The sequence below is a fragment of the Bacillus sp. S71 genome (assembly GCF_016625265.1).
Classification (GTDB): Bacteria; Bacillota; Bacilli; order Bacillales; family Bacillaceae_G; genus Bacillus_A; species Bacillus_A cereus.
This window is the reverse complement of record NZ_JACVUW010000004.1, coordinates 84275-97977: the sequence shown is the minus strand read 5'-3', so window position 1 is coordinate 97977 and position 13703 is coordinate 84275. Positions and strand designations below refer to the sequence as shown.

Below are 13703 nucleotides of genomic sequence, written 5' to 3'. Positions count from 1 at the left end.
TTTAGTATTTCACTTTCATATACTGCTCTTTTACGAGCACCAATAATTCCCTCAGTTTCTTCTCTACAGGATGTTCTTGATTTTCTGGTACTTCTCTCCCGTATGATGAGAAGCTTTGTGAGCAAGCACTAGTTGTAACTGCCAATTTCGCGTATGAGAATGTATGCTCATTTTCTTTACCAATGTTTTCAGTAGTGCCTCCATTTGAACCAACGCGTATACAGCTTTCATCAAGTTTGGTGCGCTTACCTTCCTTGTTAACCGTGTAATACGTGTCATTGACTTCCCCATATTTCATATCGGCTGTAGATGTAACTGCGATCCCGTCTGCAGAAAAAGTGACGACACGAAATCCATCTTCTTCTGGCAACAACTCAGCTCCTGGAACATTGTATATAACCAAAAGGTCTCCTTCGTATGCTTCAGGAATGAGATAGATTGTATCTGTAATGTCTTTTCCGAATCGGATACAACCGCTTAAAAGAATCATAATAAAGATCCCGCAATACATTATAACTTTTCTCATAGAGTCTCTCCCGTTATGTGTAAGAATGTATAGTATGTATTATATAATTCAATATATTTCCTTGGATAGAATAAGTTTCTAGTTTGAAGACGATTTTACTATTGTCATATAAAAGAGTTATGTCAGTGGATGATTAGCACAAAGAGAAATGGAGTGAATTGATGAGCAGACGTTTTGCATTAACATATGAAAATAAGATTTTGAGAAAGATAATAATTACCGTAAGTATTGTCATACTCGTTTTCATTGCAACAGGGTGTGATTCTGTCCAAAATGAGGTAAAGGATGTAACGGATATTCCGCTTAACAGCAAACTAGATTCCCTTATTTCAGAAAGTATCATTGCCTGGAATCAAGACAAATTAAAACATACAGAAAAACAATTTGAGACGCATGTAATCTATGGAACTGAGATGAAGGATGAAAAAATGTATGTCTACCTCCATTCCCTCATGCAAGGATATAACCGCGAAACACAGACAGTTCCTCAAGCAGGACATTTACTTCCAGTCCGTGTGACAGTCACAAAAAATGGGGATGATTACATCATTGAAGATTACCGTGAACCAGGAGATGGTGCTGAAAATGAACCTACTTTGCGCAACATGTTCCCGAATAAGTATGCGGATCAAGCACTTGCTATATCAAATAAAATAATACAATCATTAGAATCTCGTATGCAAGAATCCGTTTCTAAGTGGCTGGAAGAAACAAATAATGAGAGACAAGAAAGATAACAAATATACTATTTATAATCGAATACAAAACAAAAAAGGAGAGAAATAATCTCTCCTTTTTCTACTTTATATCTAGCATTATTTGTTATATCCACCAAGTTGCTGTTCTGCCATAGCAACGAGACGTTTTGTGATTTCTCCACCTACAGAGCCGTTCGCTCTTGCAGTTGAATCCGCACCTAATTGTACGCCGAATTCTTGTGCAATTTCATATTTCATTTGATCCAGTGCGCTTTCTGCACCTGCAACCACTAAAGAGTTGTTACGATTGTTTGCCATCACATATCACCTCCTGTACGTTTAATATGCTACGAAACAAAGAAAATATTATTAGTAAATAAATCCATTTAGAACGTGTACTTTTCAACCATTTTACTTTCCCATTACAATTTCAGCATAATAACAGTACAAGTTTTCTTTATTTGCATGAGTTTACAGAATGTGAAATATGATTATGAAGAGTTTTATTTTACAAAAAAATTTATCGATGTAGTTGTATTGCAAGTTCTTCTAAAATATTGACAGATAATATGCCGTGTGTTAAATTCAAAATATTTAAATATTAAGGAGATGAGTGACAGATGTCAGTTAATAAGATAGAAGAATATTGGTATATGTACGCTAAAGAAAATGAGTTAAACATGAGTGTTCCAGATGCATGGATGTTTGGAGATGGTTCCAAAGAAATGGGAGATGAATTAGGAAGTTTAGTAGTTAAAGGAATCAAAACAGGAACATGCGCTGCACATTGTGTTTATGAGCTTGAAGGGGAAGAAATTCAAAAAGTTGGTCAGTACGATATTGTATTGGATGGAGACAATAATCCATTAGCAATTATAAAATATACAAAGATCGATTTACTAAAAATGAATGAAGTAACAAGTAATTTTGCAAGATCTGAGGGTGAAGGAGATTTAAGCTATGATTATTGGTATAGTGAGCACGTTAAATTTTTCACTTGGGAATTAAGTCGGTATGGACTTACTTTTACTCCAGACTTAATGCTCGTTTGTCAAACGTTTAAAGTAATGGATGTCTATAAAGATTAAACATGAATGAAAATCAAACATGTTTAATCTTTATATTATGTTTTTAAGCATTTCGTCATGTAAAAAAACAAAATCCCCTTAATACAGGGGTTTTGTAATCTATACTGTTCGTAATCCTTAGTAAACCGTTGATACTGTTTGGATAGTTCATACTCAATTTCATCGTACGCCATTGTACCTGCTAATTCTTTACGTGTCTGTTCTTCAATATATCGAGATACTATAATCAATCCCATCATCTTAACGCCTCACTATTTGGTTCAAAACTAGAGCCATTCGCGGATAAAGCAGAACAATATGCCATACTTATCCTTTATTGTTCCTTTATACCTTTAGTAATTGTGTATCGGTAAGGCTTATCGCCTTCTCATACAACTTTGGATGAAGTGAATAGCTGAAAATAAAAGGAACTCTCAGAATAGAGTTTTTAATCAAGTGCGTACCTTTTATTACTTACTATTTAGCCTACGTACATATTACATAGTGTATTTTATCATCCAATAAATTGGATTAAAACCTGGTTAAACTTTTCCCGCTCTTCCCAGAATGTACCGTGACCACTGAATTGAAAAGGTACAAGTTGTGCATTTCCCAATAATTTTTGCGTCTCTTCTCCTTTAGTAAATGGAACAATTTTATCGTGAATACCGTGAATAATTAGCGTCTGTACATTTATTTTACCAAGATCGCTATACACATTTTCATCTCTCAATGTTCTCATAATCGCAGCTGTCGACCAACTAGCCGCTTCCAATCCTAACTGTAGAAACCATTCGGAAAATGGTCCAGTGATTTTCTGAAAGAAAAATTGATTTGTTACACCCTGCAACATATTAGGGCGATCATTCAGTGTGTCTGTAATGAACTTATTCGCAATCTCTTTTTCCACACTAGTCGGAGATGCAGCACCAATTAGGACTAATTTGGATACTCCAAATCCTTGATAACGAGCCATATAACGAATTGAAATTGCACCACCTGTGGAGTGTCCTGCTAGTGTGACATCTTTAAGCTGTAACGCTTTAATTACTACTGCTATATCATCTGCCAATCTATCAAAATTGTATCCACTATATGGTTTGTCTGAATTGCCGTACCCCCTCCAATCAATGCCTATACATCGATATCCCATTGCTGGAAGTACATTGTACTGATATTCGAATTGCTTATGGTTTAATGGCCAACCATGTATAAAAAGTATTGTTTTCTTACCTTTCGGATTTATATCTTCTACAAAAATTCTTACATCAGATTCAACAGGTATTAAGTATCCCATGCAGACTCCCCCATGTAATAAAGATTGCCTCTACAATAAGATATTCAGCTTAAGTGAATCTATGCTGTTTCAGGTCTACTCTAAATTGCCCTAAGGAACAGTTCGACTACAAATAATGATTCATGAAATTCGCGTTACGTATACAATCGCAACAGTTGTGTTAGAGAGAGATCCTACTTTCAATTCCTTCATTTGTAAATAAGGTGTTGAAAGTTTTCTACGTACTAAATTTAAATTTACATCTAAATCTTGGACAAATGCGATTTGCGGACCCACAATATTGTATTCAATTTCTGCTTTTGAAATATCTCTTTTTTCTTTCTTTGACACATTTACTAACAAACAATTTAATTTATCTGTATTGAACTGAATAAGTATATAGCCATTTAAAATACTATCCTGAATATCTTCCATTTGATTTGTTATTTTTGAATTCTCAAAGGGTAATACAGACTGAATATCTTGTAACGAATCGAAGCTCTTCTCTTTTATATAAGTCAAAACCTCTTCATGAAATATATTTACATCGATTAATGTTCTAAAATATGAAATGACTATAGCGGAATTATTAGAAGAAATTTCCAACGTTATAAAATATTTAGATTTTTTAGTAATTTCATTAAATCCTGCAAAGATTCTATAGAGTAAACAGATATTCTTTCATGTGGTTTCAATTGATAATACCCTTCCTTTCAAAAAGAACCTATATATAGTTTTTAGAAATTTCTATTTTAAAAATGAGGGATATTTATATGTCAATATGCTCATTAAAAATAATGCCTTTTTAACTAACTTAACCAAAATTAGTTAAAAAATGTATTACAAGTAAAAATTTGAAATGTCTCCAAGAAAAATTACAATATTAAAAACATCCTTTCTTTTGGTTCTAAAGAAAGGATGTTTTTATAACAGGCTTTTTCAAGTGTCTATTCTATAGGGTACATTTACCAGTGTTCTTCTCTTTATTATTTCATTAAGTAACATTGGCATTACATTCTGTATGGTTTCTTAAAAAATTTCAGTAAGAGAATATCTTAATTTTGAAGTGTACAAATAGGGAGAGTGACTTCAACTGTAGTCCCCTTATTCATTTCACTCTTAATAAATATCTTTCCCTGATGTGTTTCAATGATTTTATAACAGATCATTAATCCTAAGCCAATCCCCTCTTCTTTAATACTATAAAAAGGTTCTCCGAGGTATGGTATACGTTCTTTTGGAATCCCACACCCTTGATCGATAAAACGAATGCTTACTTGATTATTATCAAGTATATTTAATTGAATCAGAATTTCCCCTCCCATCGGCATAGATTCAATTGCATTTTTTAATATATTAACAAATACTTGTTTTAATTGATTTCCTTCACATGAAATCAATGGAATACCAGGGTTAAGATCGATTCTAAATTTTATATTATGCATCATTGCTTGAGGTTGTAGTAGCATTAAAACTTGATCCATTAGCACACTAATGTTATTAGGTTGCATTTTTACTACCTGTGGTTTGGCTACCGCCATAAATTCAGTTGTTATGCTCTCTATACGCTCAATCTCTGATGATACTATATTAATATAACCCTGATTATTCTCATTTTCCGTTGATTTTAGTAATTGCATGAACCCTTTCATTGCAGTTAATGGATTATTAATCTCATGAGCCATTACAGTCGCTAATTGTCCTACAACAGCAAGTTTTTCAGATTTTCGTAATAATTCTTCTGTTTTTAGCCGTTCAGTGATATCACGAGAAATACTTAGAAAAACTTTTTTACCATTTAAGTTAAAAACACGAACACTAAACTCAGTTGTTATTACTTTTCCTGTTGGAAAAACATATTCATCTTGCAAAGTGAAGAAAGTTTGTCCTTTTTTAATTTTTTCTAATAACCTTACGATTATTTGAGAATCTTGTGGTACTATATTTGAAAATGATAATGAGAGCAACTCTTCTCTACTATATCCAAATCTTCTACACCCAACAGGGTTTACCTCAATAAATCGACTTGGAGCATTATCTTCATTCAGCTCTACTACATATACCGCATCAGTTGCTTGTTCGATTAGTGCACGGTACTTCATTTCACTATCTCTTAATTGCTGGTGTAATCGATGCCGTTCTCTTTCTGCTTGTTTTCTTTCAGAGATGTCTCTACATATTGCTGATAAAGCTATCACATTTCCTCTTACATCTAGTATAGGAGAAACTGTCAGACTGATATCAAGAAGACTCCCATCACTCCGTTGTCTAACAGTTTCTAATCTAGTAACCACCGATTCTCCTGTTAGAATTTTCTGAATATTTTCGAGCGATTCTTCCATTAAAAAATCTGGTACACAAGGTAATCTCTTACCTATGATTTCTTGTGATGACCACCCAAATATCTTTTCATAAGCTTTATTGGCTTGTAAAATATGCCCTTCTCGATCAGAAATGGTAATAGCATCTAGATTGTGCTTTATAAATGATTCTAATAATTCTTTGGTAGCGCTTAATTCTGATTCTACCTTTTTCCTTTCGGTTATATCAACTGTAGAACCAACAACTTCAATAACTTGTCCATTTCTTTTAATCGGCCTAAGCGCAATAAGAATAATAGTTTTATCATTTGGCCAAGGTAATTCAAATATAATTTCTTTTCCTTCCCATGCCTTAAGATAGTACTTCATCAATTGTGGAACTAAATGTGGAGGAACAATAGAAGCATCAATAGTACGTAAGCTTTTTCCTACCACCTGTTCAGAATAAAATCCGTTTTGATAATAAAACTGTCCATCACATAAAGTGTGTATAAAGTGCTTACCCACTTTTTTAAATTTAAAAATTCCTCCTTGAAGCTCATGTACGGTATCTGTAAGTTCTTGCTTCGATTTTTTTAATTCTCGATTCATTTTAGATAAGTCCCGTGTTAAATAATACAATCTCTGGTAGGCTTCCATAAGAAATAGCCCAATTAAAAGTCCTAACGCTATATATAATAAGCCTCCTGTGTAAAGTAATGTAATATTAAATAATACGCCAACTAACCACTTTATTCCAATAAAAACAGAAAAATATAAAGATGCACTTTTAAAAGGATGTAGTTTTTTAAAATAAGTTTTAAAATTAGAAAATAGAATTCCCATACATAAATAAGCAATCACAGGAGGTTCCCAATACCCTCCAATGTAAAAGATACGCATTAAAATTATGCTAATTAACGTAATCCAACCAGCAATACGGCCAAAGTAAATAAAAGATAGAATAAGAGGAACAATTCGAAGATCGTAGGAAAATCCCATGTATGGAAAAGAAAAGAACATTAACGTAACTGCAATAATCCCTCCATAGAGCTTTTCGAAATATCGACTAGAATTAATTGTAAACACTTGAATAAATATTGCTGCGCTAACTAATAAAGAAAAAATAGAAAGGTTGATGAAATAATCTTTAATAATCATGTAATGTCCCTCCTTGCATTAAGTGTATTCGACAAAAAAGCTAAAAATCCTACAAATTGTATAAACAGTTCAAATGCATAAATTTTAAACTAGGATAAAATCTGGAAAAGTAAATAAGGAGCACAGCAGATGAGATATTTTAATGAAAAATAGTTCAAAAAAGATAATAGTAACCGTTGACTACTATTATCTTTTTTCTTTAAGTTATCGTAATACGTATGAAACTCTAAGGGACGTGGTATGTCATTTCATCAAACAATGATTATATGCTGAGTCATGAATATAGAAACTTCAACAGTAATTTTTGAAAAATAATATAAAAAACAAAACTATCTTTGATAAATGAAAAAAATCTATATAAATGTCAACTAATCTATGTACAAAAACGTTCACTTAATTTTGCATAAAGTCACTCCACTTAGGAAGCGAAGTAGTTCTTCAGGGTCGATAAGAACACCTGTAGATGCTTCAGGATAACTACATAATTGTATGCGTAATGTACTTGAAACCGTTCGGTAAAACCATACACATAATACAACTAACTCCATGGTTCAATATTTACTTTTTCGTTGAACAAATTCTTTTTCTTGAGCAAAGTATTCTAGGATTTAAGGAGATTTTCAAATTAACTTGATGTCTAGTTTATTGTCCAGCTTTAATTACTTCGTTACTTTTCAGATTCAGTTCATTATATTTTGTACTTTGTCTTTATATACAACATATTCTTTACCATCCACTACTGCTACTACCGCAAATTCATCATTTGGATTGAATGAAAGCCAATCAGCCCACATGTTAGTATTAGCCCCTCCACTCCACATATTATGAACAGTGTTTTTAGTTAAATTCATAACTTTATAAGACGCATTTGGCGCATTTGTTCCAGTCTTTATTTCAAAAGTGTATGCGTTATGAATTTTTTTATAAAAGTAGAAAACGTTTGATGGACGAAGCTGATTCAAAAAATCCTGTTCTTTTTTCTCTGCAATTTTTATCCCTTCTTGCAAAGTGACAACATCTGTTTTTAATGTTTTCCAACTGTTTTTCGCTGCATTCAAGCTAGGGGTTAAGAATTTATATTTATTTTGATCAGCTTTTTGATCAGCTTTATCAATATGTCCCAGTACACCCGAATATTGAGAATCTAAATCCTCCCATTGCGTAGACATATAAGTAAGAGCAGTGATAGCACTATCAAGCATACTATGCATATCACTAATATTATGAAATGCAACTCCAACTACACGATTCAATGTTATTTTATAATCTACAGTCTGACGCAATTTTGCTAATTCAGGTTCTAGCCAACCTAACTTACCTCTTGCATCACCTATCATGATGCCACCAGCAATCAAGGTTGGAATAAAGGGGATTTTCACCATGTCTAATCCCTTAGATTCTATGTCTTTCTGATATTTTACTTGTCCTAAAAGGTCCTCTAGACGCTTTTGGTCAGCCTCCACATCAGCACCTTGGTTTTTTAAAATCGATTGCAATGTCTCTTTATGACTTCCAAATGTTCTAACATCTTCTCCAATAGCATTTTTTAATTGAATTAATTCTTCTATTAATGCTTTTGCAGACTTTTGATTTTGTTGAATTCCTCCCTGTAAATCTGTAATCCCTTTTTTTAAAGTATCTCCATTTCCAGTATTGATCGCCTCTACTAATGTTTCATAATAATTTTCAAATTTTGTATCGTATTCTATAATGCCTGTCAATGTATCAAAAAGCTGTTTTTTTACTTGTGTATTCCATGTAACAGCATGTGCTCTTGCATTCTTTTGATCTTGTACAATTTTACTAGGTAAATCTGCATTTCCATTAATAGTTATTCCTTCAAAACTCACATCTGGATTATTAATTAGCAAATAAGAATATTCATTCATAGCTTTTGCAAATAAACCAGCATCTTGCAAAGCTTTTTTCATCTGTTCTTCATTTGCTGAAAGAGATATATTTTCATTGTTCGTTTGTTCAATTTCAATCGCAAAAGTTTCTAGTGGTATGACTGCATAAGTAGTTGTTATAGTTAAAAACGCTGATACAGCGAGTAGTTTATTAGGGATTTTTTTCATCATTTCGTATTCCTCCTATATAAGGTATGGTTTCAAGTTCTAATCTTATTAAAAAGCGATGTCTTTCAAAATGAGTTCTACATCTTTTATCAGTATCGTTTGAACTTTCTTTAGCAGCCTTCAAATCATTAAGTATTAAAGAAAATGTATATAATCTGCTTCAAATTAACCGATTCTGTTGCAAATTTTAAAAAAGCAATTAAACTACAAGGTTATTTTTTATTCGAATCATACTTATATATAATTGAAAGGCGAAGTCTTTAATGAGACTCCGCCTTTCTGTTATATAAGGATTTATTAATTATTACTTTTCTGTTTAACAGTGTAATCATAGACTTTCTATGTTTTAGTTCACTTTACAACAGAATTAATATTTCCCTATTTTTGTGGAGTAACTGTTTCCACTTTTAATTCCTTTATTCCTTCTTTTAATGTAACGGCATCTGTTCGTAATGTTTTCCAACTATCTTTCGCTGCATTTAAATTAGGTTTTAAGAATTTAAATTTATTTTGATCCGCTTTTTGAGCTGCATTCTCAATATGCCCTAGAACGCCCGAATATTGAGAATCTAAATCATGCCACTGCGTTGACATATAAGTAAGAGCGTTAATAGCATCATCAAGTGCCTTGTGCATTTCATTAATATTACTATAAGCAACTCCAACTACACGATTTAATGTTACTTTATAATCCACGGTCTGACGTAATTCTGCTAATAAAGGCTCTAACTTACCTAAGTTGTCTCTTGCTACTCCCACTATAATACCGCCAATTATTGGTAGACCCAAAATAGCACCCTTCATTACATTAAACCCATCAGATTCTAATTGTTTATAATAGTTTACTGATCCTAATACTTCTTCTAGACGCTTTTGATCTGCATCAACATCTGCACCTTGGTTTTTTAGAATCGATTGCAAAAGATCTTTATTGCCTCCAAATGCTCTAACATCTTGTCCAATAGAGTCTCTTAATTTAGTTAATTCTTCTATTAATTGTTGTGCGTACTTTTGGTTTTGTTGAATTTCACCTCGTAAATCTGTAATTCCTTCTTTTAAAGTTTCTCCATCCCCTGTATTAATCGCCTCAACCAATGTTTCATAATAATTGTCGAACGTGGTATCATATTCAACAATACCAGTCAATGTATCTAAAAGCTGTTTTTTTACTTTCGTGTCCCAAGTAACAGCATGTGCTCTTGCATTCTTTTGATCTTGTACGATTCTACCAGGTAAATCTACATATCCATTAATAGTAATTCCTTCAAAATTTACATCAGGATTCTTAATTAACATATAAGAATAGGCATTCATAGATTTTGCAAATAATCCAGCCTTTTGCAAGGTCTCTTTCATTCTCGCTTCATTTGCAGAAAGAGCCGTATCTCCATTGTTCGTTTGTTCAATTTCACTTGCAAAAGTTGCTACTGGTGAGACTACAGAAGTTGCTGTCATAGTTAAAAGAGCCGATGCGACGATTAGTTTGTACGGGATATTTTTCATCATTTTATATTCCTCCAATATAATTTTTCATTTTCAGTTCTATTCCTGTTTAAAAGCAATGTCTTTTGAAATGAATTCTGCATCTTTATGAATATCATTCCAACTTTCTTTAGCAGCTTTTAAATCATCCGGTATTAAAGAGAATTTGTGGTCTTGCATAGAATCGATATTATCCAGTAAATCTGTATAATTTGCGCCCATTGTATTCCATTGCTTTTGAATATTTGTTAGAGACAATATCGCTTGATCTACAGTCTGGTACAGATATGCCAATGTTTCTTTCGCGTTAGTAAGCGAAAGAACTGCTTGATTAGCACGATCTGCTTTCATACTTAATTCTCCGATTTTGTTAGAAATTTCGTTATAGGAGTCCATATGCTTAGATGCCGTGACACCAGCCGCAGTTCCTAGACCGATACCAGCTGCTCCAAGAGCTGAAAGTCCACCAACAACAGCCGGTGTTGCTGTACCACCAGTTACAACAATTACAACCGCTCCTCCAATAGCTGCAATAACTAAAATAGCTGCTCCCAATCCACCACCAATTGACCATGCTAATACATCATCAAAATGTTTTTTCTGAGTAGAACGAAGTTGCTCAATTTCAGCTTGAAGTTGTGGGATCGTTGCCTGTTGACCTGCTAATATTGCAGTTAATCCACCTTTCCCATCTGGACCACCAACATTATTTTTAAAATCTGTAGAATTTTGATATAGTTTCCCTTTGAAGTCTTGTAGCATCTTAATCACATCTGTAACTTCTTTTGAATTTGTATTGATTGTAGTAATTAAATCATTTATACCCTCTTTTAGACCTGCCTTATCTTTCTTTTGTACAGTTTCTACTAATGTGTCGTAATAATTTTGAAATTGTTCATCGTAATTTACAATATTACGAGCAGTTTTTTGAATCTGTGGCTTCGCTGTATCTAACCAGTAATTCGCATTGATTCGTGATAGCTCTTGATTAAGGTGAATATTTTTGAGCAACTCTCCCCCCTCTGAGCCTAAATCAATATTAGATAAATTTACATTTGGTTGCTTAATCATTGTTTTTGCGTATAAATCCATTACTAGAATATGAGATCCTGTTTCAGCTAATGCTTTCTTCAGTCCTTCGGGGCCTAATGCATAACTGCCTACTTTTTGTTCTTGAGCGGTCGTTTCTTGTGCAAATGCATGAATAGTGTTACCGGTAGTAGCAGTTATAACAGTTGCTAATGTAGCTAAAGTTAGTACTTTGAATGGAAATTTTTTCATGACTATTCTCCTTCTTTCGCTAAATGCTTATAATCTTTATGAATTCCGAAAAAACGCAATATTAAAATTTATATACTTGTTCTTCAAGGTAACTTATTACATTTTTTAATTGTCTTAATGTATCTTTTTGAGACTGCTCGCTAGTTGTATCAACATTAGTAGATAATTTTGTAATGCTATTTTTTATTAGATTTAAATCTTCTTTATAGCGCTTTAGTAGATCAAGTTCTACATCTACTTGATTTGCAAACGTATGCAAATCATTTTGTGTAAGAAGAAGCATTGATTTTTGTAAATCAGCTATTGATAGTTTCGTTGTTAAATCATATATTTTTTGATTTTGTTTCTCTAAATCATCTAAATATGCTCGCTGTTCTGCTGTTAATTTATTTACTTCAGCAAAAACGCCAAATGTTTTCTTAATCTTTTCGGTATCAATGACCTTCATCAGGTCATACTCTTGTGTTTTTGCTGCGGCTGCGGCTGCTATTTCACCTTGTTTGCTTTTCTCAATTGCTTCACGAGCTGCTTTTTTTGCTGATTCAATCTCTAGAGCAGTTTTACCTTGCTCTGTTGCTTCTTGCACTGCTTTTTTCTCTGCTTCTAGAATAGAGTTGTTAATTTCTTTTCCTTTGTTATACGCTGCCACCCCTGCTTGAGCAGCTGGTTCAATAATTTCTTTTGAAAGACTATAAACTTCTTTGAATATAGCAAATCCCTGTTCATTTAAAGCCCCTGGTATTAAGGCAATTTGCTGTAAATCATTTTGAATTGCTTTTTTGGTATTTAATATTTCATTTTTTAACTGGTCTATTTTTCCTGTTCCATCTGTACTTAGTATGCCTTGAGCAGTTGCCACATTGGTATCAAAATCTTTTAATTTTTTATCAAGCTGTAATTTAAGATCTGTTAATTCATTGATTTGCCGTTGCGTATTTTCTTGATTCGTCATAGCCATTTCTTGAAGTACTTCAAGTCTATCCGAAAACCCTTCTCTATCTTCTTTATTGTCTACAAACGATTTTAATGTCGGGTAATAGCTATTAAATTTTGTTACAAATCCTTTACTTTTTGAATTTAATAGAATTAACTGTGGATAGAGTTCCGATGACCATTCCTTCATATCTTGTTTGATTAGGAATTGATTTGTATTTAAAGCTGTGACTTCCTCTAACTGTACATTAGGACTCATTAAAGATTGATCAATATACGTTTGGATTAATTTAGATTGCGCACCTAATTTTCGTAATGAAGAGGAAATATCCATGCCTTCCTGTTGAGTTTCCGCTTGAACGATTGGTGTTGCGAGAGTATTGATAGGAATATTTCCTCCAGTTACAATGGATGTGACTAATAATCCTGTAATTATTTTAGTTTTCATTCCGTACACTCCTTTACCATTGTTTTTATAACTTAATTCATATAACTTGTATGACCTCTCTCGTTGTAAACTGATTAAGAAGGAGAAATCTTTCAGATAGGATAATATCGTTATTTTTTACTTCTAATAGAATGTAAGGATTTTACTTACCTCTCACTTCGATACTCTATTTTTTCAAATATAAATAACAAAAATTTATTAACTATATTTGAATCAAGCACCCTATGAATAGTAAATGTGTAATTCTTCCCTAGAATTGCGGTTTAACTTACAGAACCGCGAGAATCAATAAACCAATGCTTACAGTTAATCTTGCCATAACATTGCTTAATTTAAATTTAATAATATTACTCTTAGTTTTATCAGCAAACTCCTTACTAGACTACAAAAGGTAAAATTATACTGTACATCGCTTATACTTTTATTGCGGAATAACTTCACTTTTGTTATGCA

At 32.7% G+C, this 13703-nt stretch carries 12 protein-coding genes and 1 pseudogene; 2 read left to right on the top strand and 11 right to left on the bottom strand.

Annotated elements, in window-relative coordinates:
• Nucleotide 1: 1 nt before the first annotated feature.
• Nucleotides 2-526 (bottom strand): DUF6843 domain-containing protein, encoded by a 525-nt coding sequence (locus tag IBT51_RS10700; protein WP_200458347.1) that lies wholly within the window; start codon nucleotides 524-526, stop codon nucleotides 2-4.
• Nucleotides 527-687: 161 nt separating this feature from the next.
• Here IBT51_RS10700 and IBT51_RS10695 point away from each other — a divergent pair, with 161 nt between their 5' ends.
• Nucleotides 688-1263: a peptidase M56 gene (locus tag IBT51_RS10695; RefSeq protein ID WP_200458348.1), complete on the top strand. Its 576-nt coding sequence runs from the start codon at nucleotides 688-690 to the stop codon at nucleotides 1261-1263.
• Nucleotides 1264-1341: 78 nt separating this feature from the next.
• On the opposite strand, the gene IBT51_RS10690 is transcribed toward IBT51_RS10695, so the two are convergent.
• Nucleotides 1342-1542, bottom strand: coding sequence for an alpha/beta-type small acid-soluble spore protein (locus IBT51_RS10690; RefSeq protein WP_000002881.1), 201 nt, complete (start codon nucleotides 1540-1542; stop codon nucleotides 1342-1344).
• 302 nt (nucleotides 1543-1844) lie between these two features.
• On the opposite strand from IBT51_RS10690, the gene IBT51_RS10685 reads away from it, so the two are divergent.
• Complete coding sequence (locus IBT51_RS10685; RefSeq protein ID WP_088022119.1) at nucleotides 1845-2312, top strand: ASCH domain-containing protein; 468 nt, start codon at nucleotides 1845-1847, stop codon at nucleotides 2310-2312.
• Between the two features lie 35 nt (nucleotides 2313-2347).
• Here the strand turns inward: IBT51_RS10685 and IBT51_RS10680 are convergent, their stop codons facing one another.
• The 9 genes and pseudogenes from IBT51_RS10680 to hblC all read right to left on the bottom strand — a co-directional run bounded on the left by IBT51_RS10680 (nucleotide 2348) and on the right by hblC (nucleotide 13250).
• Nucleotides 2348-2548 carry a hypothetical protein gene (locus IBT51_RS10680; protein WP_229196666.1) on the bottom strand — a complete coding sequence of 67 codons (201 nt, stop codon included), beginning with the start codon at nucleotides 2546-2548 and terminating at the stop codon, nucleotides 2348-2350.
• A 257-nt stretch (nucleotides 2549-2805) separates the two neighbouring features.
• The gene (locus IBT51_RS10675) at nucleotides 2806-3588 is read right to left on the bottom strand and encodes an alpha/beta fold hydrolase (RefSeq protein ID WP_053564469.1); all 783 of its coding nucleotides are present in this window, start codon (nucleotides 3586-3588) and stop codon (nucleotides 2806-2808) included.
• Between the two features lie 126 nt (nucleotides 3589-3714).
• Nucleotides 3715-4262: pseudogene (locus IBT51_RS10670) on the bottom strand (spore germination protein); the annotation flags it as partial.
• Between the two features lie 360 nt (nucleotides 4263-4622).
• Nucleotides 4623-7028 (bottom strand): PAS domain S-box protein, encoded by a 2406-nt coding sequence (locus IBT51_RS10665; protein ID WP_200458349.1) that lies wholly within the window; start codon nucleotides 7026-7028, stop codon nucleotides 4623-4625.
• Between the two features lie 389 nt (nucleotides 7029-7417).
• Entirely contained in the window at nucleotides 7418-7576 is a 159-nt protein-coding gene (locus IBT51_RS27385) for a hypothetical protein (RefSeq protein WP_200483280.1), read from the bottom strand.
• Nucleotides 7577-7708: 132 nt separating this feature from the next.
• Complete coding sequence (gene hblB, locus IBT51_RS10655) at nucleotides 7709-9109, bottom strand: hemolysin BL regulatory component HblB (protein ID WP_200458350.1); 1401 nt, start codon at nucleotides 9107-9109, stop codon at nucleotides 7709-7711.
• Between the two features lie 375 nt (nucleotides 9110-9484).
• Nucleotides 9485-10612, bottom strand: coding sequence for a hemolysin BL binding component B (gene hblA, locus IBT51_RS10650; protein WP_000977258.1), 1128 nt, complete (start codon nucleotides 10610-10612; stop codon nucleotides 9485-9487).
• Nucleotides 10613-10648: 36 nt separating this feature from the next.
• Nucleotides 10649-11869, bottom strand: coding sequence for a hemolytic enterotoxin HBL lytic component L1 (gene hblD, locus IBT51_RS10645; protein ID WP_200458351.1), 1221 nt, complete (start codon nucleotides 11867-11869; stop codon nucleotides 10649-10651).
• Nucleotides 11870-11930: 61 nt separating this feature from the next.
• Nucleotides 11931-13250: a hemolytic enterotoxin HBL lytic component L2 gene (gene hblC, locus IBT51_RS10640; RefSeq protein WP_078401515.1), complete on the bottom strand. Its 1320-nt coding sequence runs from the start codon at nucleotides 13248-13250 to the stop codon at nucleotides 11931-11933.
• Between the last annotated feature and the right edge of the window lie 453 nt (nucleotides 13251-13703).